General features: G+C 60.0%; 11 protein-coding genes. All 11 read left to right on the forward strand.

Annotated elements, in window-relative coordinates; all coding sequences use genetic code 11:
• The first annotated feature begins 40 nt into the window (after nt 1–40).
• From VL688_06230 to VL688_06280, 11 genes are read left to right on the forward strand one after another with little or no spacing between them, the layout of a single operon-like run.
• The gene (locus VL688_06230) at nt 41–12274 is read left to right on the forward strand and encodes a hypothetical protein (GenBank protein HTL47646.1); all 12234 of its coding nucleotides are present in this window, start codon (nt 41–43) and stop codon (nt 12272–12274) included.
• A gap of 28 nt (nt 12275–12302) precedes the next feature.
• Entirely contained in the window at nt 12303–13157 is an 855-nt protein-coding gene (locus tag VL688_06235) for a hypothetical protein (protein HTL47647.1), read from the forward strand.
• A gap of 45 nt (nt 13158–13202) precedes the next feature.
• The gene (locus VL688_06240; GenBank protein ID HTL47648.1) at nt 13203–13442 is read left to right on the forward strand and encodes a hypothetical protein; all 240 of its coding nucleotides are present in this window, start codon (nt 13203–13205) and stop codon (nt 13440–13442) included.
• Nucleotides 13439–13657: a hypothetical protein gene (locus VL688_06245; GenBank protein HTL47649.1), complete on the forward strand. Its 219-nt coding sequence runs from the start codon at nt 13439–13441 to the stop codon at nt 13655–13657. The genes VL688_06240 and VL688_06245 overlap by 4 nt, the downstream gene beginning before the upstream one ends.
• A 43-nt stretch (nt 13658–13700) precedes the next feature.
• Nucleotides 13701–14420: a F0F1 ATP synthase subunit delta gene (locus tag VL688_06250; protein ID HTL47650.1), complete on the forward strand. Its 720-nt coding sequence runs from the start codon at nt 13701–13703 to the stop codon at nt 14418–14420.
• A 37-nt stretch (nt 14421–14457) separates the two neighbouring features.
• Complete coding sequence (gene atpA / locus VL688_06255; GenBank protein HTL47651.1) at nt 14458–15894, forward strand: F0F1 ATP synthase subunit alpha; 1437 nt, start codon at nt 14458–14460, stop codon at nt 15892–15894.
• The gene (locus VL688_06260) at nt 15891–16784 is read left to right on the forward strand and encodes a FoF1 ATP synthase subunit gamma (protein ID HTL47652.1); all 894 of its coding nucleotides are present in this window, start codon (nt 15891–15893) and stop codon (nt 16782–16784) included. Before atpA ends, VL688_06260 begins: the two co-directional genes overlap by 4 nt.
• An 8-nt stretch (nt 16785–16792) precedes the next feature.
• Nucleotides 16793–18196, forward strand: coding sequence for a F0F1 ATP synthase subunit beta (gene atpD / locus VL688_06265; GenBank protein HTL47653.1), 1404 nt, complete (start codon nt 16793–16795; stop codon nt 18194–18196).
• Nucleotides 18193–18645, forward strand: coding sequence for a hypothetical protein (locus VL688_06270; protein ID HTL47654.1), 453 nt, complete (start codon nt 18193–18195; stop codon nt 18643–18645). The genes atpD and VL688_06270 overlap by 4 nt, the downstream gene beginning before the upstream one ends.
• A gap of 42 nt (nt 18646–18687) precedes the next feature.
• The gene (locus VL688_06275) at nt 18688–20352 is read left to right on the forward strand and encodes an ATPase, T2SS/T4P/T4SS family (GenBank protein ID HTL47655.1); all 1665 of its coding nucleotides are present in this window, start codon (nt 18688–18690) and stop codon (nt 20350–20352) included.
• The gene (locus VL688_06280; GenBank protein ID HTL47656.1) at nt 20352–21563 is read left to right on the forward strand and encodes a type II secretion system F family protein; all 1212 of its coding nucleotides are present in this window, start codon (nt 20352–20354) and stop codon (nt 21561–21563) included. The genes VL688_06275 and VL688_06280 overlap by 1 nt, the downstream gene beginning before the upstream one ends.
• Nucleotides 21564–21570 lie beyond the last annotated feature (7 nt).

Raw genomic sequence — 21570 nt, forward strand, 5'->3', positions numbered from 1 at the left:
GGTGCGCATCTCGAGCCTTCCGGGCACTGACCCGTGGGCGGTGACCAGCGTATCGGCGGGCCTTTTCCAGATCGTGGGCGCCCTGCAGATGTCGGTGCCGAATGATACGACGCCGGTGCAGTGGCGCATCAATTCGAGCGGAAATGAAATCAAGTGGAATGCGACCGGTTCCATCGCGAACGTGAAACTGGAATATTCGACCAACGGCGGCACGAGCTGGTCGACGGTGATCGCGTCCACGCCTTCAGGCGCGGGTAATGACAAGAGCTACGCGTGGACGATTCCGTCGAATGCGACGATCACCAACGGCGGCCTGAGATTCCGCGTGCTGGATGCCGCCAACACCAACATCAGCGACACGGCGGACGCGGCCAGTTCGCTCCTGGCGAATTTCGCGATCACGGCGCCGGTGCTTGGGAATGTGTGGGTGGCAGAGAACACGCAGACGATTCAGTGGTCGACGCCGCAGGCGGGCGTGCCGGCGAACGTGAAGATCGAATACGACCTTGGCGGCGGCTGGCAGAATCTGCCGGAAACCGACGGCACGGCCAACGACGGCATCGTGACCAACAGCGGAAGCCGCAACTGGACGCTCGGCACGACGCTGACGACCTCGGCCAAGATCCGCATCTCGGATCCGGCGAACGCGTCCAGCATCATGGTCAGCGATCCGTTCAAGATCCGCGGCAGCCTGACCATGACGGCGCCGAATACGGGCACGGAATCCTGGGAAGTCGGCACGACGAACAATATCACCTGGACGAAAAAAGGCGCGATCACGGCCGTGAAACTGGAGCTTTCCACGGCAGGCGATGATCCGCTGGCTTACGAGCCGCTGGTCGACGACAACGGCCTGGATACGCAGAACATCGACGTGTCGGGTGCGGGGCCCTACACCTTCGCCTGGAAAGTCCCGAATCAACCCGGCATTACGACGACGGCCGCGCGCATCCGGGTGGTCGATGCGTCGGATCCGACGGTCTATGATCCGGCGAACGCGAATTTTACCGTGAAAGGCCGTGTGCAGCTCAGCACGCCGAACGGGGGAGAAAATCTGATCGTCGGGAACCCGTTTGCCGTGACCGGCACCGTCTTCGGCCCCATCAGCAGCGTGAAACTTTACTACTCTAAAAACGGCGGCGCGACCTATGACTTTCCCATGGAAGGCTGCGAGACCGTCGCGGTTTCCACCGGCGCCTTCAGCTGCAACTGGAGCGTGCCGGACATCATAGGTTCCAACCTGAGCGTCAAAGTGACGGACGCCAATAACGCCCTCGTGAATGACGTTTCGGACGCGGTTTTCAGCGTGAAGGGCAGCGTGACCTTGACGGCGCCGGTTTCCGGCAACGTATGGACCGCGGGCAGCGTCAACAACATCGTCTGGGACCGCACCGGCACCATCGGCAACGTCGACCTTTTTTACAACGTGAACAACGGCTCGTGGAACACGATCGCGTCCGGCGTGGCCTCGCCTCTTGCAAGCGGCAATTCCTTCGCCTGGACCGTGCCGACGAGCAACATCGTTTCGGCCAACGTCAAAGTCAAGATCGACAGCCCCAGCCTTTTGTCCTCGGCCGTGTCGAGCTCCTTTACCGTCAAGGGCAGCCTTACGCTGACCTATCCGGATGCGGCGGGCATTGATGTGACCCTCGGCGATACCATGAATGTCACCTGGAACGTGGCCGGTAACATCGGCAACGTGAAAGTCGAATATTATGACGGCACCGCGTGGAGCACGATTACTTCATCGGCTCCCGAGGCGGGCCCGTTTGCGCTGCTGCTCGACGCTCCGAACACGACGGCGGCCACTGCGGCAGCCAAGGTGAGGATCAGTGACGCGGACGACGCCACGGTTTTCGACACCTCCGCGAACGACTTCCTGGTCCGGCCGTTCCTGCAGGTGACGAGTCCCGCGGGCGGCGAGGCCTGGGTCGTGGATTCGACGCACAACATCACCTGGAACAAAATCGGTTCGAACGTGGCCAACGTGAAGATCGAATACTCGACGGACAGCGGCGCGACCTACCCGAACGCCATCACGCTTTCGACGGCCAACGACGGAACGCACCCGTGGCTGATCCCGGACAACATCCAGAACGTCAAAAACATGAAAATCAAGATGTCCAGCCTTCCGACCAGCGATCCCTGGGCCGTGACCGCGCTTTCGACCGGCCTTTTCCAGATTGTGGGCGCGCTGCAAATGGCGGTGCCGAATGACACGACGCCCGTCCTCTGGCGCGCCGGTTCTTCGGCGAACGAAATCAAATGGGACGCCACCGGCTCCATCGCGAACGTGAAGCTGGAATATTCGACCAACGGCGGCACGAGCTGGTCGACGGTCGTGGCGTCCACGCCTTCAGGGGCGGGCGCGGGCAAGAGCTATGGCTGGAACATTCCTTCGAACGTCGCGCTGACGTCCGGCAATTTCAGGATCCGCGTGCTCGACGCGGCCAACACCAACGTGTTCGACGTCGCGGATGCCGCGAGCTCCATGATGACGGATTTCACGATCACGGCGCCTATCGCGGGGAACGTCTGGCAGGCGGAAAATACGCATACGATCACCTGGTCCACGCCCCAGGCCGGTGTTCCGGCAAACGTGAAGATCGAATACAATCTGAACGACGGCAACGGCTGGCAGCCCATCGCCGAAACCTCCGGCACGGCCAACGACGGCATCGTGACCAACACCGGCAGCCAGAACTGGACGCTGGGAACCGGCATTTCCGCCTCCGCCAAGATCCGGATCTCCGACTCGACGAATGCGCAAAGCGCCGTCGAAAGTAATCCGTTCAAGATCCGCGGCAGTCTCACCGTGACCGCTCCGAACAATCTCGAATCCTGGGAAATCGGCACGATCAACAACATCACGTGGACGAAGAAAGGAAATATTTCGGCCGTGAAGCTGGAACTTTCCACCGCGGGAGATGATCCGGCGCAGTATGAGGCGATGGTCGACGCCGACGGCAAAGACACGCAGAACATTGACGTTTCCGGCGCGGGCCCGTACACCTTCGCCTGGAAAATTCCGGACCAGGCCGGCATCAATACCGTCAATGCCCGCGTCCGGATCACCGACGTCTCGGACCCCACCGTGCTTGATCAGTCCAACGGCGATTTCACCATCAAGGGCCGCGTGCAGTTGAGCAATCCCAACGGCGGCGAGACGCTCACCGTCGGGGTGCCGGCGGCCGTCAACGGCACCGTGTTCGGCCCGATCCCGAGCGTGGACCTCTATTATTCCATCAACGGAGGCACGACCTACGACTACCCGGTGGAAGGCTGCGCGACCGTCGCCACCTCCGCCGGTAATTTCAGCTGCAACTGGAACGTGCCGGACCGCGTAGGCCCGAATGTCCGTATCAAGGCTGTTGACAGCGGCAATCCGCTCGTCTTCGATACTTCCGACGCGAATTTCGCCATCAAGGGCAGCGTGACGATTACGGCGCCTGTCTCGGGAAACATCTGGTATGCCGGTGACACGAACAACATCGTCTGGGACCGCACGGGCACGATCGGCAACGTGGACCTTTACTACAACGTCAACGGCGGCGCCTGGACGACAATCGCTTCCGGCATTGCCTCGCCGCTTCTCTCGGGCAACTCTTTCACGTGGAGCGTGCCGACCGACCAGATCGTTTCCGCGAATGTGAAGGTCAAGATCGACGGCGCGAACCTTGTGGCCCCGTCGGTGTCCAATGCGTTTACAGTCAAAGGGAAATTGATCCTGAGCTATCCCGACGCGGCCGGCATCGACCGCTCGCTCGGCGACAACCTGACGGTCACATGGACAGTCGCCGGCGACATCGGGAACGTGAAGGTCGAATATTATGACGGCACGGCCTGGAGCACCATCAGCACGACGGCGCCGCAGGCGGGCCCGTACACGTTCGTGCTGGACGCGCCGAACACGACCGCGGCGACTGCCACGGCACGCGTGAGGATTTCCGACGCCGATGATGCCACCGTGACCGACACGTCCGCCAATGATTTCATGGTCCGGCCGCTGCTGGCAGTCACGAGCCCGGCCGGCGCGGAAGAGTGGGTGGTCGCGACCACGCAGAACATCACGTGGAATCACATCGCCTCCAACGTCGCGAACGTCAAGATCGAGTATTCGAAAGACAGCGGGGTCACTTATCCGGACGTAATCGCGTCTTCGACGGCCAACGACGGCACGCATCCGTGGCTCATTCCGGACGACATCCAGACCATCAAGAACATGCGCATCAAGATCTCTTCTCTCCCGACGACAGACGTCTGGGCCGTCGCGGCGTTTTCCCAGGGGTTTTTCCAGATCATCGGCGCGCTGCAGATGGTGACGCCGAACGACTCGACGGGCGTCAAATGGCGCGTCGGCACGGCGCAGGACATCAAGTGGAACGCGACCGGCTCGATCGCCAACGTAAAACTCGAGTATTCTTCCTCCGGGTCCGGAGGCCCGTGGACGACGCTCGTCGCTTCCGCGCCTTCCGGAGCGGGGACGAATAAGTCTTACACCTGGACAATCCCGATCAATATTCCGTTCGTCAAAGATAATTTCCGGATCCGCGTCCTTGACGCGTTGAACACGAACGTGTTCGACGTGGCGGACGCCAGCAGCTCGATTCTGGGCGACTTTACGATCACTGCTCCCGTCGCGGGGAATGTCTGGCAGGCGGAAAATACGCACACGATCACCTGGGCCACGCCTCAGGCGGGCGTGCCGGCGACCGTCAAAATCGAATATGACCTCAATGACGGAAACGGCTACCTGCCCATCGCGGAGACCTTCGGCACGGCCAATGACGGCGTCGTTTCCAACAGCGGCAGCCAGAACTGGACGCTGCCCGTGGGGCTTTCGGCCGCGGCCCGCATCCGCGTCTCGGATCCCGCCGACATCGATAGCGCGCGCACGAGCGATCCGTTCAAGATCCGCGGCCGCCTGACCTTGACGGCGCCCAATGGCCTCGAGTCCTGGGAAATCGATACGCTGCATGACATCACGTGGACCAAGAAAGGTAACATCGCGGCCGTGAAACTCGAGATTTCGACCGCGGGGGATGATCCGGCGCAGTACGAGGCGCTTGTCGACGCGGACGGCAAGGACACGCAGAACATCGATACGACAGGCGCGGGTCCGTACACTTTCAACTGGAAAATCCCGAACCAGGCCGGTATTACGACGATCAACGGCAGGATCCGGATCGTGGATGCCACGGACTCGACGGTGCTCGATCAGTCCAACGGTGATTTCACGATCAAGGGCCGCGTGCAGGTCCTCACTCCGAACGGCGGCAATTCTCTGACCGTCGGCGTGCCTTACGCGGTCACGGGCTCGGTCTTCGGCCCCATCGCGAACGTCAATCTCTATTATTCGACCAACGGCGGCGCCACCTATGACTACCCGGTGGAAGGCTGCGCCACGGTTGCCGTGAGCCAGGCGGCTTTCAGCTGCAACTGGAATGTTCCGGACATCGTCGGCCTGCCGCTGCGCATCAAGGCTGTCGACGCGAATAACCCGGTCGTGTTCGACACCTCCGACAGCAATTTTGCGGTCAAAGGCGGCGCGACGCTGACCTCGCCGACTTCTTCCAGCGTCTGGATCGCGGGCGAAGCCAACAACATCACCTGGGACAGGACCGGAAACATCGGCAATGTCGATCTGTATTACAGCGTCAATGACGGCCCATTCAACACGATCACGACGAGCGTGCCGTCGCCTCTGGCCACCGGCAACAGCTTCTCGTGGGTGCTTCCGACGACGGCCATCGTATCGAATAATGTGAAGGTCAAGATCGACGGCGCGAATCTCGTCGGGCCGAATGTCACGCAGGCGTTTGCGGTCAAAGGCAAGCTGACGCTCACCTATCCTGATGCCGCCGGCATCGAAACCGTCCTTGGCAATGTCATGAACGTCACCTGGACCGTGGCCGGCGATATCGGAAACGTCAAAGTCGAATACTTTGACGGCACGTCCTGGACGACGGCAACCACCACGGCGCCGGAAGCAGGCCCTTATGCCATGACGCTCAATGCGCCGCTCACGACGGTCGCGACCATGGGCGCCCGCGTCCGCATTTCCGACGCGGACGACGGCACGGTCTCCGATACTTCCTCGAACGATTTTGTGGTCAGGCCGCACCTTCTTGTTCTTACTCCGGGCGGCAGCGAAGCCTGGGAAGTCGGAAGCACGCACAACATCACGTGGGAGGCGATCGGCTCGAATACGGCGAACGTCAAGATCGAATATTCGACCGACAACGGAGCCACTTATCCGAACGTGATCGCGGGTTCCACGCCGAACGACGGATCGTTCGGCTGGCTGATTCCCGACAATATTCAAAGCGTCCAAAACATGAAGGTGCGCATGCAGACCCTGCCGGCGACGGACCCGTGGTCGGTCACGGCGGCATCGAACGGCCTTTTCCAGATCATCGGCAAGCTTCAGTTGACGCAGCCCGGTGACACGACGGGCGTCAAATGGCGCATCAACAGTTCCGGCAATGAAATCAAGTGGAACGCCACGGGTTCGATCGTGAACGTCAAGCTCGAATATTCGACGAACGGACTGACCGGGCCCTGGAGCACGATTGTCTCCTCCACGCCTTCCGGTTCGGGCAATGACAAGAGCTATTCGTGGACGATTCCCTCCAATTTCCCGATCGTGAAGGATAATTTCCGGGTCCGGGTGCTGGATGCCGCGAACACGAACGTGTACGACACGGCGGATGCCGCCAGCTCCACCCTCGCCAACTTCACGTTCGTTGCGCCGGTGTCCGGAAATGTGTGGGTCGCGGAAAGTTCTCAGACGATCACGTGGACGACGCCGGTCAACGGCCTGCCCGCCAACGTCAAGATCGAGTACAACCTGAATGACGGCTCGGGCTGGCAATTGCTTCCCGAATCCGACGGCACGCCGAACGACGGCATCGTGACTAACAGCGGAAGCCGGAGCTGGACCCTGGGCACGGGACTGTCGGCGGTGGCCCGCGTGCGCATTTCAGATGCCCTTGATTCGGACAGCCTGATCACCAGCGATGCGTTCAAGATCCGCGGCTCGCTCACCATGACCGCGCCGAACACGGGCATCGAATCCTGGGAAATCAATACCTTCAATAACATCAACTGGACGAAAAAAGGAAACATCACCGCGGTCCGCCTGGAATTCTCCAACAACGGCGACGATCCCGCGAGCTATGAGCCTCTGGTCGACGCGGACGGCAAAGACACGCAGAATATCGATACCACAGGTCCCGGCCCCTATACCTTTAACTGGAGAATTCCGGACCAGCCGGGCATCACCACGACTTCGGCGCGCGTGCGGGTCCTGGACGCCTCGGATCCGACGGTCTACGATCCCGCCAATTTCAATTTCACGATCAAGGGCCGCGTGTCGCTCACGACCCCGAACGGCGGGGAGACGCTGGGAGTCGGAACGCCTTATGCCGTAAGCGGCTCAGTCTTTGGCCCGATTACGAGCGTGAAGCTCTATTATTCCACTAACGGCGGCCTGACCTATGACTATGCCATGGAAGGCTGCTCGGTGGTGGCCGTGGCGGGCGGCGCGTTCAGCTGCAACTGGAGCGTGCCCGACAAAATCGGCTCGAACCTCCGCGTGAAGGTTGAAGACGCGAACAACCCGCTTGTCTTCGACGTTTCGGATGCGAATTTCTCGATCAAAGGCAGCGCGGTCATCACGGCCCCGATCTCGACCTCGGTCTGGGGCGCCGGCGAAAGCCGCAACATTATCTGGAACGCGAACGGCACGATCGGCAACGTCGATCTTTTCTATTCCAACGACGGCGGCACGAACTGGACCACGATCGCTTCCGGCGTCGCGACCACACTGGCGGTCGGGAATACGTTCAACTGGACGCTTCCCACGGACAACATCGTTTCCCTGAACGTCAAAGTCAAATTGCAGGGCAACGGCCTGATTGCGCCTGCGATTTCGGACGCGTTCACGGTCAAAGGAAAAATTACGCTGACCTATCCGGATGCGGCCGGCATCGAAACCACGCTGGGCGGTACGCTGAATGTCACCTGGACACGCGCAGGCGACATCGGGCCCGTGAAGGTCGAATATTACGACGGGACGAGCTGGTCCCTGATTACCATGAGCGCGCCCCAGGACGGCCCGTACGCCATGCTCCTCGACGCGCCGAACACGACCCTGGCGACGGCGGGCGCTTTGATCCGCGTTTCAGATCCGGACGACGCGACGGTTTCCGACACCTCCTCCAATGCCTTCAAGGTGCTTCCGCTCCTGCAGGTCACGGCGCCGGCCGGCGGCGAATCGTGGAAGGTGAGCGACACGCATAACATTACCTGGAACTTCAAAGGAACGAACGTGGCGACCGTCAAAATCGACTACTCGAAAGACGGCGGCGTCACCTACAACGACGTGATCGCGGCATCGACGGCAAACGACGGCGACTTTGCATGGCTGATTCCGGACAGCATCACGGCGGCCCCGAGCGTGAAGGTGCGCATTTCGAGCCTTCCCGAAGCCGATCTGTTTGCCGTGCGCGCGGTGTCGAACGGCCTTTTCAAAATCATCGGCGGCCTGCTGCTTTCTTCGCCGACAGGCACGGACAAATGGGGCGTGGGCACGGCCCATGACATCAAATGGACGCGCACGGGATCGGTGGCGAACGTCCGTCTCGATTATTCCACCGACAACGGCACCACCTGGAACCAGATCGCGGGTTCGGTTCCGGGCGGCCAGGGCGACACCGGATACACCTGGACCGTCCCGAACGCCGCGGGCATTGTATCGACGACGGTGAAGGCACGCGTTTCCGATGTCACGGACGCGAGTGTGTTCAACGTTTCGCCGACGTTCTCGATCACGCCTTCCTTTATTATTACGGCGCCCGCGCTCGGGCAGAACGTGCCGGTCAACAAGAACTTCACGATCGCGTGGACGCGCCAGGGCCAGAACCCGACCGTGAACCTCTATTATTCCAAGGACGGATTCTCGGGCCCCGGCATTCCGATTGCGCTCGGCGCTTCGAACAACGGTTCCTATGCCTGGGCCGTTCCCGATTTTGCCGAGCTGAGCACCGGCCCGCTGCCTTTGCAGGTCCGCGTGGCCTATCCCGCTGACGAGACCGCTTATGACGATTCGGATGTGTTCCATGCCGTTGCAGGCTTCACGGTCGTGTCGCCGAACGCGGCGAGCGACAAATGGGATGTGGGCAGCGCGCAGACGATCCGCTGGAAATCCACCAGCGCGAATTCGCCGCAGGCCAAAATCCGGTATTCCGTGGACGGCGGCGCGACGTTTCCTTTCACCCTCACTTCCACGGCGGGCAACAGCGGCGCGCCCGATGCGGAACGCACCTGGAGCTGGCCGTCGGTTCCGGATACGATCACGTCTCAGTTCAAAGTGCGTGTCGAAGATGCGAATGATGCGACCGCCTTTGATGATTCCGATGCCAACGCCAAGATCAAGGCTTATTTCGAGGTCCTGACGCCGTCGGCCGTGAACATTACCGCCACCGTAGGATCGACCTACAACATCACGTGGGGATGGGAAGGTACGGTCACAGACGTCCTGTTGTCCTACTCCAAAGACAATTTCGCCACTTCGTCGACGATCAACGGCGGCCTTCCCACGGCCAATGACGGCGTCTACGAATGGACCGTCCCTGACGACATCACGTCTTCGCCGCTGGTGAAAGTGCGCGTCCGCAGCAGCCTTGATTCGGATGCGGTCGACATTTCCGACAACGCGTTCAAAATCCGCGGCAATTTCACGATCACCAAGCCGAACGGCACGGACCGCTTCAAAATCGGGTTGAGTGATACGATCCAGTGGACGACGGTCGGCAATATTCCGAACGTGCGCGTGGTCGCTTACTCCACGCTGCCCGGAGACACCGGGTTCCCGTACACCGCGGCCGCACCGCTCGTCATCGCCAACAGCGTGGCGAACGTCCCCAACGGCAATAAAACCTACACCTGGTCGCCGATCCCGAACATGCCTTCGGCGAACCTGCGCGTGCGCGTCCTCGACGTCAACGATACAACCGTCTACGACGATTCGGATGCCGATTTCCGCATCCAGGGCCAGTTCACGGCCACCAATCCCATGTTCACCGCCGTGCCGGTGGGCTCGACGCAGACGATCACCTGGACGTGGGGCGGCAGCATGCCGAACGCGGTCATCGAATACTCCGTGGACGGGGGAGCCTACGTTCCCATCCAGGAAAACGAGGGCACGCCCAATGACGGCATTGTCACCAACGACGGGTCCTTTGACTGGGTTGTGCCGGACACGATTTCCGCAGACGTGAGAATCCGCATCCGCGATCCGTTTGACAACGAAGTCCAGTCTGTCACCAATCCCTTCAAGATCCACGGCTTCCTGGACTGGACGTTTGCGCAGCCCGCGCAAAAATGGGTCGTCAATGAGAACCATGCGCTGACCTGGACTTCAACGGGGAGCATTCCCAACGTCCTGATTGAAGTTTCCACCAACAACGGCATGAACTGGTCTCCCATCAAGGAAAACGAGGGAACAGCCAATGACGGCATCGTTCCCAATACCGGCACTTACACCTGGAACATTCCCGACACGCCGTCGCCGACCGTCAAGCTGCGCATCTCCGATCCCAACGATCCGACGACGGTCAAAGACGTGACCGGTTTCACGTTCACCATCGACTATTACTACATTACGTGGCAGGTGCGCGACCTCCTGACCAACAACAGTCTGGACCAGTTGACCGTCTCTTCGAGCGACGGCTGGAACGCGTCGGCGCTTAACTCGCCGGTCGTCCACGGCCATCCGGCCGGCACTTACGTCGCCACCTGGACGCGCGTCGAATACGGCGACCAGCAGGTCAACTTTGTGGCCGACAGCGACCAGACCGTGACGATCTTCATGGAAACTCAGGTCGTCCACCTTTGGGAATCCGTGACGGAACTGGCTTATAACGCGGCCGCGGATACCGTCTCCATCGCTTCGACGCTGCGCCGCGATGGCAGCACGGTTTCGGGCGTGGTCAGCTGCACCATTCAATTCTATGACGCGGGCACGCTCATCAAGCAGTTCGACAACAACGGCGCCCCCGATGCCCAGGGCTTTTATAATTTCAACTGGGCCGCTCCCACCGGCCTGCAGTCCGGCAAGGTTTATAACGTCGTCACCACCATGAGCATCGCTTCCGGCGGCGTGTTCAAGACGCCGCGCACGTTCAACATCACCGACACCAAAAAACTGGAGGAGGTGTCTTCCGAAGTCGCGTCGAAGATCGACGTGCCTCTGTCCCAGGTCCGCGACAGCATTTCGAATACCGTGACGAACCAGCTCAGCGCGCAATCGGTCGTGATCCAGGGCCAGCTTGACGCGCAGACGACGGCTCTCAGCTCGCAGTTGAACAACCAGACCTCGCTCGTCTCGAACAAGCTGGACCAGCAAACCACCATTATCCAGACGCAGATGAACACCCTGACCGGTTCTCTCGTCAGCCTCGAGAACGCGACCACCGAGGTCCAGAACGCGACCGACGACGTCAAGTCAGCGACGTCTGACCTCGAAGAAACAAACATGAAATTTGCCGGACGCCTCCTTATTCCCACGTCCGTCCTGCTCGGCGACGACTTCGTCATCCGTTACCGCGGCGGCAAGACGGGCCTGATCCCGTTCCTGCGCGTCCTGAGTAACGAGGGTGAGCCCATCCTGCAGCAGCAGCCCATGAAGCCGGTGCCGGACGTCGAAGGCCTGTACGAATACGTCTTCCCGAGGATCAGCACCGCGGAATTCACGGCGGGCAAGGCTGTCACCGTCATGGTCGAAGAAAACGAGACGGGCAATTTCGAAGCCGGATCGGTCTTCATCGAATCCACGACGCTCAGCGAAGTGCAGGGCCTTGTGGCCGCGGGCATGGGTAAGAGCAAGGAACTGCAGGAAATCAGCGAGCAGATAAAAGGCGTTTCGAACGTGGTTTCCGAAAAAGGCTACATCGGCCAGATGCTGGAAGCGCTCAAGAAGCAGGTCACCGAGATTCCCGAAGTTCTGCGCAAGGACAGGTCGAACAAGAAAATGCAGAACCAGATCCAGGAAGTCGCCGAACAGATCAGTACGCTGGCCGGAGACAAGGGCCTGAATCTGGGCGAGCTCATGGACGTCAGCGTCCAGGAAGGCCTGGAACAGTCCCCGAGCCTGCGCGAAATCCGCAAGCGCTCCGATAAGATGCAGGGCGCCATCGAAGTTGTCCAGCAAACCATTGAACGCGAACTCGTAAACGATGAAACGCCGATCGTGGAAGTCGTTTACTCATAAACGGGCCTCGCGCCCCGGAGAAGCAACGATGAAGACCGTCCCGTCCGCCGCCCCGCAAAAGAAGAGTTCCCCGCGCTTTCTCATGGCCGGCCTCGCGCTTCTCGGGCTGGCGTGCGCGTCCATGGCCACAGCCCCGGACCTGCGTGCGCAGGAAGCCGAACGCGAGCCGGTCACGATCAGCGTGGTCGTCTCCAATCCGTCCAAGGAAAAGACGCAGACCATCCCGGTCAAGATCGACCTGCCGAAGGAAATCACGCCCTCGGAAATCGTCGAAAACGAAGGCCTTCAGGTTCAATACGACGACCAGCGATCCATTTATTTCCTGTACAACTCCAAGGTGGAACTCAAACCCAAACAGACGCGCGTTTTCAACGTCCAGGTCAAAGACGTCTGGTTTATCCCGAAGTCGGCGCTCGCGGAGGTAGGATCCGAAGCGCAGCGGCTGCTCGCCCGCCTGAAGGGGACGGAGTATTACGATTCCGGCAAACGCCTCTATGATCTCATCGGCGAAAAGGTTGCCGGCATCGAGGCCAAGCAGAATGACGAGACGCTCGGGCAAAAGCAGCGCATCGGCGCCTACCGCCTCAATCTCCTTGCCATGGAAGAGATCAAACAGCTGCTCGAGAAGATGGAAAAGATCCTGACGGTGACCGGCGGCGTGCCGACTCCGAACATTCCCGAAAAGCTGAAGTCCGACGCGCCGTCGGCGAAGACGACCTGGATGATTATTTTCGCGATCCTGATTTTCGTGGGATCGGTCGGATTGGTTTTTTTTGTCACCTGGTACCGGAAAGCCGCGGCCGAAAAAACGGTCCGCGACGAATCTCAGGGCGCTATGCCCGGCGATTTGCCGGGAGAGGACGTGAGAAACCGGGTGGCCTGATAAACCCTTCAACCGCGCGGCCGCGCCGCGCCGGAGGTAGGAGAAGTGCTGAAGGTAGTGTTGTTCAGTTCGAAGCAGATGATTTACGAAGGGCAGGCGCGAAGTGTGACCCTGCCCGGGGAACAGGGATGGTTTGAAGTGCACCCCTTCCACAAGCCTCTGCTTACCCGGCTCAAGGCCGGCTCCCTTCTCATCGATAAAACCCCTTTCGCCATCCGGCATGGCGCCGTCAAAGTCAAAAACAACGAAGTCGTCATCATGGCAAGGCCGGTGGGCGCCCTATGAGCCGGAACATCGCGCTGACCATCATTTTCATCATTTGCATCCTTGGGCCCTCGGGCGTATTCGCGGCGACCGGTTTTTCGAGCATCCAGGCCCTGGGCAGAAATCCGTCGGCGGCGCCGAAGATCATGAGCGCCATGACGCTTTGCCTGCTGTTTACCGAAAGCGTGGCGATCGTCGCCTTTCTGATCGCCTGGCAGTTGTTCGCGCCTAATTAAGGAATAACGACCGGGCCCGGGTGACGGGGCCCAAGGAGAAAAAATGCCTTTCGTCGGAACGTTTTTGTTTCTGCTCATTTTTTGCGGGGGACTGCTTTTCATTATGAACCGTGTCCTGAACACCCAGGCGCACCAGGTCACGCGCCAGCTCATGACCATTTCTGAAGAGCAGGACAAGAAAATCACGGAGCTGCAGAAACAGGCCAAGGACAACGAGCTCAAAGCCGCCCAGCTCATCAATGAGGCTCGCCAGGAAGCCGAGCGTGTCAAAAAAGAGGCGCGCGAAAAGGCGGACATGATCCTCGATCAAATGCAGCAGCAGGGCCGGACCGAGGCCGAGCACATCGTCAGCGAGGCCGTGAAAACGCGCGACGCCATGCGGCAGGAAATGGTCCAGCAGATGGAAAAAAAAGTGGTGGTGCGGGCCTGCCAGGTCGTACTGGAGATCCTGTCCGCCGAAGCCCGGAAAAGCGCGCATGAGCAGATGCTCTGCCAGCTCATGGAAGGCGGACTGCAGACGCTCGAGAAGATGGACTCGAGAGAGAAGATCGCCCGCGTCCGGATCGTCAGTGCCTTTCCCCTAGAGAGCGGGCTGCGCGCCAAGATCGAAGAAACCGTGCAGAAAAAACTGGGGCACCTGCCCGAAATCGCTGAGGTCGTCGATGAGAAACTCGTCGCGGGGCTGCGCATCGAATTGGGCCATCTGGTTCTGGAGGGTTCCCTGGCCTCACGCGTGAAGGAGTATCTGAAAAATGCCGCTTAATCCGGCCCGTTCTGCCCAACCGGGAAACGTTTTTGACGTGAGAGAAGTAGGTCGCGTCACGACCGTCAAGGAATTCATCGTCGAGGCCGAAGGCCTGCCTTCCTGCCTGAACGGCCAGAAGGTCGAATTCGAGAACGGCGACGTCGGCATGGTCATGGGCTTCAGCGAAAGCAAGGTGAAGATCCTGGGATTCGGCAATAAATCCGAACTGCACGCGGGCGACCAGGTGTATTCCAGGGGAGAGCCCTTTCACACGCCCGTGGGTGACGCATTTTTGGGGAGAATCATAACGAGCCTCGGAAAGCCGTTTGACGAACGCGAGGCGCCTCAGGCCGACAATTCTTTTCCCATCTTCAAGGACGCGCCCGGCGTCATGGACCGCAAGCCGCTTTCCGACCCGCTCGAGACGGGGCTGCGTATCATCGACGCCGCGTTTCCTCTTGCCAAGGGACAGCGGCAGCTCATCATCGGCGACCAGATGACGGGAAAGACCTCGATCATCACGGATACGATCCTGAACCAGAAGGGCAAAAACGTGATCTGCATTTACTGCGCGATCGGACAAAGCCGGTCGTCGTTCCTCAAGGTGCTGCGGCTTCTGCGGGAAAAAGGCGCCATGGATTATACGGTCGTCTATGCGGGCATCGCTTCCGTGCCTTTGGGCGAACAGTACCTCGCCCCGTATTCGGCCTGCGCGCTCGCGGAATATTTCGCGTCCAAGGGCCGCGATGTCTTCGTGGCCTTCGACGACCTGGGAAAGCACGCCTGGGCCTACCGCCAGCTTTCGCTGCTCTTGCAGCGTTCTCCCGGCCGCGAGGCGTATCCGGGCGACATCTTCTACATCCATTCGCAGCTCCTCGAACGGGCGGGGAAATTCGTGAGTGACCTGGGCGGCGGCACGATCAGTTTCTTTCCGGTCGTGGCGACGATCCAGGGCGACATCACCGGCTATATCCAGACGAACCTGATTTCGATCACCGACGGCCAAATTTATCTGAACACGAACCTTTTTCAAAAAGGCTTCCGGCCGGCCATCGACTTCGGACTCTCGGTTTCCCGTATCGGCAACCGCGCGCAGACCGAAGCGCTCCGGGAGATGAGCGGGAAACTCAGGCTGGAGTACCTTCAGTTCCAGGAATTGCAGCGGATGACCACGATGAAGGCGGATCTTTCCGACTCCGCCGAACAAAGGCTGCGGCGCGGCGAACTCATGAACCAGCTTTTCGTGCAGCCGAACACCAAGCCGTCGCCGCTTGCCGAGCAGCTCCTCTTTCTCTATGGGCTGCGTTCGGGCATTCTCGAGCAAAAGCCGCAGGACTGGCTCCGTTTCCGGGACAACGTGTTTGCGTGGATGCGCCAGCATTATCCGGGCATTCTCGAGGAGATCGGGGCCAAGAAAAAATGGGACGACGCGCTGAAGCAGAACGTGGATGAGGCGTTTAAGCGGTTTTTTTCACCCGGAGGCGCGGCATGATCCCGCTTGTCAAGCTCAAGCGTGAAGTGGAATTCAATGTCGAGCTGAAAAGCATCCTGAACGCGCTGAAGGGTATTGCGCTAAACCGCTTTTACGCGCTCCAGCGCCAGCTCACGGTCTTCGACCGCTTTCCGGCACTCGCCGGCGATATCCTGTCGGGCATCCCGCTGGAAAACATCGATCACCCTTACGTGCGTCCCGCGACCCAGAGGCCGGTGGTGCTGATGGTCACGACCGATTCCGGTTTCATGGGAAGCCTGAACGCGCAGATCGTCAATGCGGGCATCGCGGAAGCGGGCGCGGAGGGATACCTTGCCGTGATCGGGGAAAAAGGCATGGGCCTTATCGGCGACCAGCGCCGGGAGACCAAGCTGTTTCCGGGCATCAAGGAAAAGACCCAGTCAAAACTTGCGACGGAGGTCTGTGAGTTCCTCCTGGGAAAAATTCTGAGCGGGGAATGCGGCCGGCTCATCGTGGTCTTTCCAAAGCCGATTTCGCTCGCGCTGCAGGAAGTCACCGTCGAGACCGTGCTGCCGTGCAGCACCTGGCTGGCCACGGAAAAAAACACGGCCGCGGCGCAGGACGTGATCTGGGAATCCGAGCCCAAAGACATGCTGGCCTACGTCATGACCTTCTGGGTCGAAAACCGGCTGGATTCCGTCTTCGCGATGAGCCGCGTGTCCGAATTGGCCGCGCGCGTCATGCACCTGGAAGGAAGCATCCAGGAGCTGACGTTGCAGGGAAAACATCTCAAACACCAGTATTTCAAGACGCGGCATGCCATGATCGACCGCAGCATGCGCGAAGTGTTCGCCTCGCAGCTCCTTCTTTCGGAAGTCAACCAGATGCTCGCGGCCGAGGAAGAAAGCGGCGGCGGGCCCTTACCCTGAGCGCAGCGATGGATGATTCAAAATCCGGGAAAAAATTGAACGGCTGGGTGGCGGGCGTTGAAGGCCCGGTCGTCGAAGTGAAATTCGACGCCGGCCAGGCGCTGCCCGCGATTTTCGAAATCCTCGAAACAGACACCAAAGACGGACGCAGGGTCGTACTCGAAGTCGCCGAGCACAGCAAGGGAAACATTGTCCGCTGCATCGCCATGTCGTCCACCCTCAACCTTCAGCGGTCGGCTCCCGTCCGCCGCGCCGGGCCTTCGATCGAAGTCCCGGTGGGCGCGGAATGTTTCGGGCGGATCATGAATGTTCTCGGCGAGCCGATCGACAAGCGCGGGCGCATCGAGACGTCCGAGACCAAAGCGATCCGGGTCCACCTCGGAGGAAACAGGCTGGACAAAAAAGAGATCAACGTCCAGAAGGCGGAGCTCCTCGAGACCGGCATCAAGATCATCGATCTGCTTTTTCCCATGGTGAAAGGCAGTAAGACGGGGATTCTGGGCGGCGCCGGCCTGGGCAAAAGCGTGCTGATCCTCGAACTCATCCAGCACATCGCCGAGCGCCATCACGGCGCTTTCGTCTTTACCGGCGTGGGAGAGCGCGTTCGCGAGGGCAATGAACTGTATCATGAAATGAAAACGCACAACCTGCTGTCCCGCGGCATGCTGGTATACGGGCAGATGAACGAGCCGCCCGGCGCGCGTTTCGGCGCGGCCTCCACCGGCATCACGCTGGCAGAATCCATCCAGAAACAAAACCGCGACGTGTTGTTTTTCGTCGATAACATCTTCCGTTTCGTGCAGGCGGGCGCGGAGATTTCCACGCTTCTGGGCCGCGCCCCGTCGGAAACCGGATACCAGCCCACGCTGGCTTCCGAAGTGGCCGAATTTCACGAAAGGATCCGGGCCATGGAAGGTGCGGGATCGGTGACCTCGATCGAGGCCGTGTACGTGCCCGCCGACGACTTGACCGACCTGGCGGTGGTCACGATCTTCACCTACCTGGATTCGATCATCGTGCTTTCGCGCGAACGCGTGCAAATGGGCCTTTATCCCTGCATCGATCCGCTTCAGTCCTCGTCCTCCAACATGGCGCCTGAAATCGTGGGCAGCCGTCATTATAAAACCGCGATGGAGGTGCTGAAAACGCTCAGCCGTTACGAAGAATTGCGGCGTATCGTTTCCGTCGTCGGCGTGGATGAACTTTCCAAGGCCGACCGGACGCTTTACGAGCGCGCCCGGAAGATCCAGAATTTTCTCACCCAGCCTTTCATCGTGGCCGAAGTCTTTTCCGGCACAAAAGGCGTGTATGTGACACTTGATCAAACCCTGGCCGGCTGCGAACGGATTTTGTCAGGCCGCCTGGACCGGCAACCCGAAGAGACTTTCTACATGATAGGAGCCTTGACGTGAACCCGCGCGGAAAAAAATTGGGGGAAATCCTGATCGAAAAACGCATCATCAATGAAACGCAGCTCAAGATCGCGCTCGACGAACAGAAGCAGTCCGGAGAGTTCCTCGGCAAATGCCTTATGGCTCACGGCTGGGCCACCGAAGAGCAGGTCATCCAGGCCCTGTCGGAACAATTCGGGATTCCGTATATCCAGATCAGGCCGGGAGATGTCCAGTGGGAGGTCGCGGGGCAGTATCCTTCCGCCGTATTTACCGAGCACCATTGCTTCCCGATCCGCCAGGACACGGTTTCCGTAACGCTCGCGATTTCCGATCCTCTGAATGCCTGGGTCATGAGCGAAATCCAGACGCACGCCCGGGGCCGCGCCGTGAAGCTGGTGCTCGCCGTGCCATCGCAAATCGAGAAAATCATCGACGAATACACCCGGCGGATTGCCGGAGCAAAATGAGATGAGAAACGCCGCGCATGACAGCTTAAAGGGCCAAAGATCATGAAAAGCAGAATGAAGATCGGCCAGCACCTGGTGGAAAAAGGGCTGATCACCGAAGACCAGCTGAAGCAGGCGCTCGACGCCCAGGCGAAGAAAGACCGATTCCTCGGCGAGATTTTCGTGGAAAACGGATGGGTCACCGAAGAGCAGCTCATGGAATCCCTGGCCGAGCAGTTCAAAATGCAGCTGGTCCGTCTTGCGGAAACGGCTGTCGACCCGAAGCTCAAGGAAGTCTTTCCCCTGAAGGTGGCGCTGCATTACAAGGTCATGCCGCTCGAGCTCAAAGGCACGCAGTTGACGATCGCGATTGCCGCGCCGCAGGACATCCTGCTTCTCGACCATGTCAGCCTTGCGCTCCGGCAAAAGTACGTGTTGAACGCCGTCCTTGCTACCGGGCATGAAATCGACAAGGCCATTTCCCGTTTTTATGGTCTCGGCGCGGAAACCGTGGACAGAATTCTGCTCCGGGAAGGACAGCCCCAGGCCCAGGCCTCGGCCGAGCCCGCGGTTCAGGACATTCAGAAAAGCGAAGAAGCGTCCGTCGTGAAGCTGGTGAATCAGTTTCTGCTGGAAGCCTACCAGCGGAGGGCGACGGACATTCATCTCGAGCCGTTCCGGGACAAGATCCGGCTCCGGTACCGCGTGGACGGTGTGCTCGAAACCGCCGATCTTCCCGACACGATGCGCCGTTTTTTTCCCGCGATCATTTCGCGCATCAAGGTGCTTTCCGGGCTCAACCTCGTGGAAAAACGCGCGCCCCAGGACGGCCGCGGCAGCGTCACCGTGGGCAGCCAGAAGCTGGACCTCAGAGTGTCTGTCCTGCCCAGCTCCGCGGGGGAGGGCGTCGTCATCCGCATTCTGCCCAACGCCATGCTCTATAACCTTTCCGAACTCGGCCTCGAGAGGCGTAACCTCGAGATCATGCAAAAAATGCTGGCCAAGCCTTACGGGCTGATGTTCGTCACGGGGCCGACCGGGAGCGGCAAAACCACGACTCTGTACTCGGCGCTCAAGCAGATCAACACCGAAGAGAGGAAAATCATCACGATCGAGGACCCGGTCGAATACGAGCTTCCGGGCATCATGCAGGTTCCCGTGAATCCCCAGGTCGGCATGGGGTTTGCGCAGGGGCTCCGAAGCATGCTGCGCCATGACCCGGACGTCATGATGGTCGGCGAAGTCCGCGACGTCGAGACCGCGGAACTGGCCATCCGCATTGCCTTGACCGGCCACCTGGTGCTCTCCACGCTGCACACCAACGACGCCGCCTCGGGTTTCGCGCGCCTGACGGACATGGGCATTCCGCCTTACCTGCTTGCGTCTTCGGTGAGCTGCCTCGTGGCGCAGCGCCTGATCCGGAAAATCTGTGACAAATGCAGACAGGAAGTCCCCGGCGTTGTCCCGCGCTCTTTCCACGGGGAGGGCTGCAATGCCTGCCACCGGACCGGCTATAACGGACGCATGGCGATTTACGAAGTCCTTCCTGTCACGGCCGAGATCAAAAAACTCGTGCTTCAGAAAGCCTCGGTCGACGAGATCCGCCAGCTTGCCGTCGATCAAGGCATGACGAGTCTTCAGACCGAAGGCTGGGCGAAAGTCAAGGAAGGGCTGACCTCGCCCGAAGAGGTGCTTCGGATCACAAGCAACGAAACCATGGAGATCTGATGCCTCAGTTTCGATTCCTCGCCAAAGTGAACCCGACGCAGACCGTTGAAGATGTCTTGGAAATGGAAAGCAGAGAGGCTGTGCTGCAGTATCTTTCCAAGATGGGATACACGCCGCTGAAGGTCATCCAGATTCAATCTGCGGCGCCCGCCGCGGGCAAGATCAGCGGCCGCGCGGTTTCTTTCCATCATCTCCAGTCCTTTACGCGTCAATTTGCGAGTCTCATCCGGTCGCAGACGCCGGTCTTGAGAGCGCTCCGCGTCCTGGAAGAGCAGGCGGAAAGCCCGCGCCTGAAAGCGATCCTCAACGCCGTGCTCGATAACATGGAGCGCAACGGCGCGACGCTGTCCGAAGCCTTGCGCTGTTTCCCGGAAACCTTTCCGGCCGATTACGTGAACCTCATCAATGCCGGAGAGCTGGGCGGCGCCATAGAAGAGATCCTGGACAAGCTGGCCGAGAAAATGGACCGCGAAGCCGCGCTGCGTTCGAAGCTGCAGAGCGCTGTCGTTTACCCCGCGTTTGTCGGCGTGATGGGCGCCGTCACGGTGGTCGTCCTTCTTGTTTTTGTGATGCCGCGCATCCTCGTCATGCTGAAACGGCTGCACGTCGAATTGCCCTGGCCCACGAGGGCGCTCATAGCGCTGACGCATATTTTGACGCATCCCTTTTTCTGGGCCGGAGCCGCGGCACTTGCCATCCTCGGGATCATCGTCTGGAAGGGCCTGTCCTCGCAGGCCGGCGAGCTCTTCGACAAACTCTTGCTGCGCGTGCCGGTGGCGGGCCGAGTGGCTCTCTATACGGAAATGGTGAGATTCTGCCGTTCACTGGGACTGCTCATGGACCACGGCGTCCTGATCATCCAGGCGCTGGAGGCCAGCATCGCGGTGGTGGGGAATCGCTGGATCCGCAGCCAGCTGGAGACGCTGCCGAAAATGGTCAGGGAAGGGCATCTGCTGACGGAAGGGATGAAAAAACTCCCTCTGGCTTCGCCGTATCTGCTCCAGACCCTGAAGGTCGGGGAAGAGGGCGGGCGGATGCCGGAAGGATTGCTGGAGGCCGCGAATTTTTTGGAAAGGGAGGCGGTAAGCCGCATGCAGGTGCTGGCGTCGCTTCTGGAACCGGTCATGATTCTCGCGGTGGGAGCGGTCGTCGGATTCATCGTCATGGCCACGATGCTTCCGATCTTCGAAATCAGCAGCTCGATCCGGTGATGGAGAC

Source organism: Verrucomicrobiia bacterium, assembly GCA_035495615.1.
Classification (GTDB): domain Bacteria; phylum Omnitrophota; class Omnitrophia; order Omnitrophales; family Aquincolibacteriaceae; genus DATJFP01.

Bases quoted from the DNA above. Each gene is read 5' to 3' on its own strand.
- VL688_06235 (HTL47647.1), top strand. From the start codon at position 12,303: ATGAAGACCGTCCCGTCCGCCGCCCCGCAAAAGAAGAGTTCCCCGCGC.
- VL688_06245 (HTL47649.1), top strand. From the start codon at position 13,439: ATGAGCCGGAACATCGCGCTGACCATCATTTTCATCATTTGCATCCTT.
- VL688_06250 (HTL47650.1), top strand. From the start codon at position 13,701: ATGCCTTTCGTCGGAACGTTTTTGTTTCTGCTCATTTTTTGCGGGGGA.
- VL688_06260 (HTL47652.1), top strand. From the start codon at position 15,891: ATGATCCCGCTTGTCAAGCTCAAGCGTGAAGTGGAATTCAATGTCGAG.
- atpD (HTL47653.1), top strand. From the start codon at position 16,793: ATGGATGATTCAAAATCCGGGAAAAAATTGAACGGCTGGGTGGCGGGC.
- VL688_06275 (HTL47655.1), top strand. From the start codon at position 18,688: ATGAAAAGCAGAATGAAGATCGGCCAGCACCTGGTGGAAAAAGGGCTG.
- VL688_06280 (HTL47656.1), top strand. From the start codon at position 20,352: ATGCCTCAGTTTCGATTCCTCGCCAAAGTGAACCCGACGCAGACCGTT.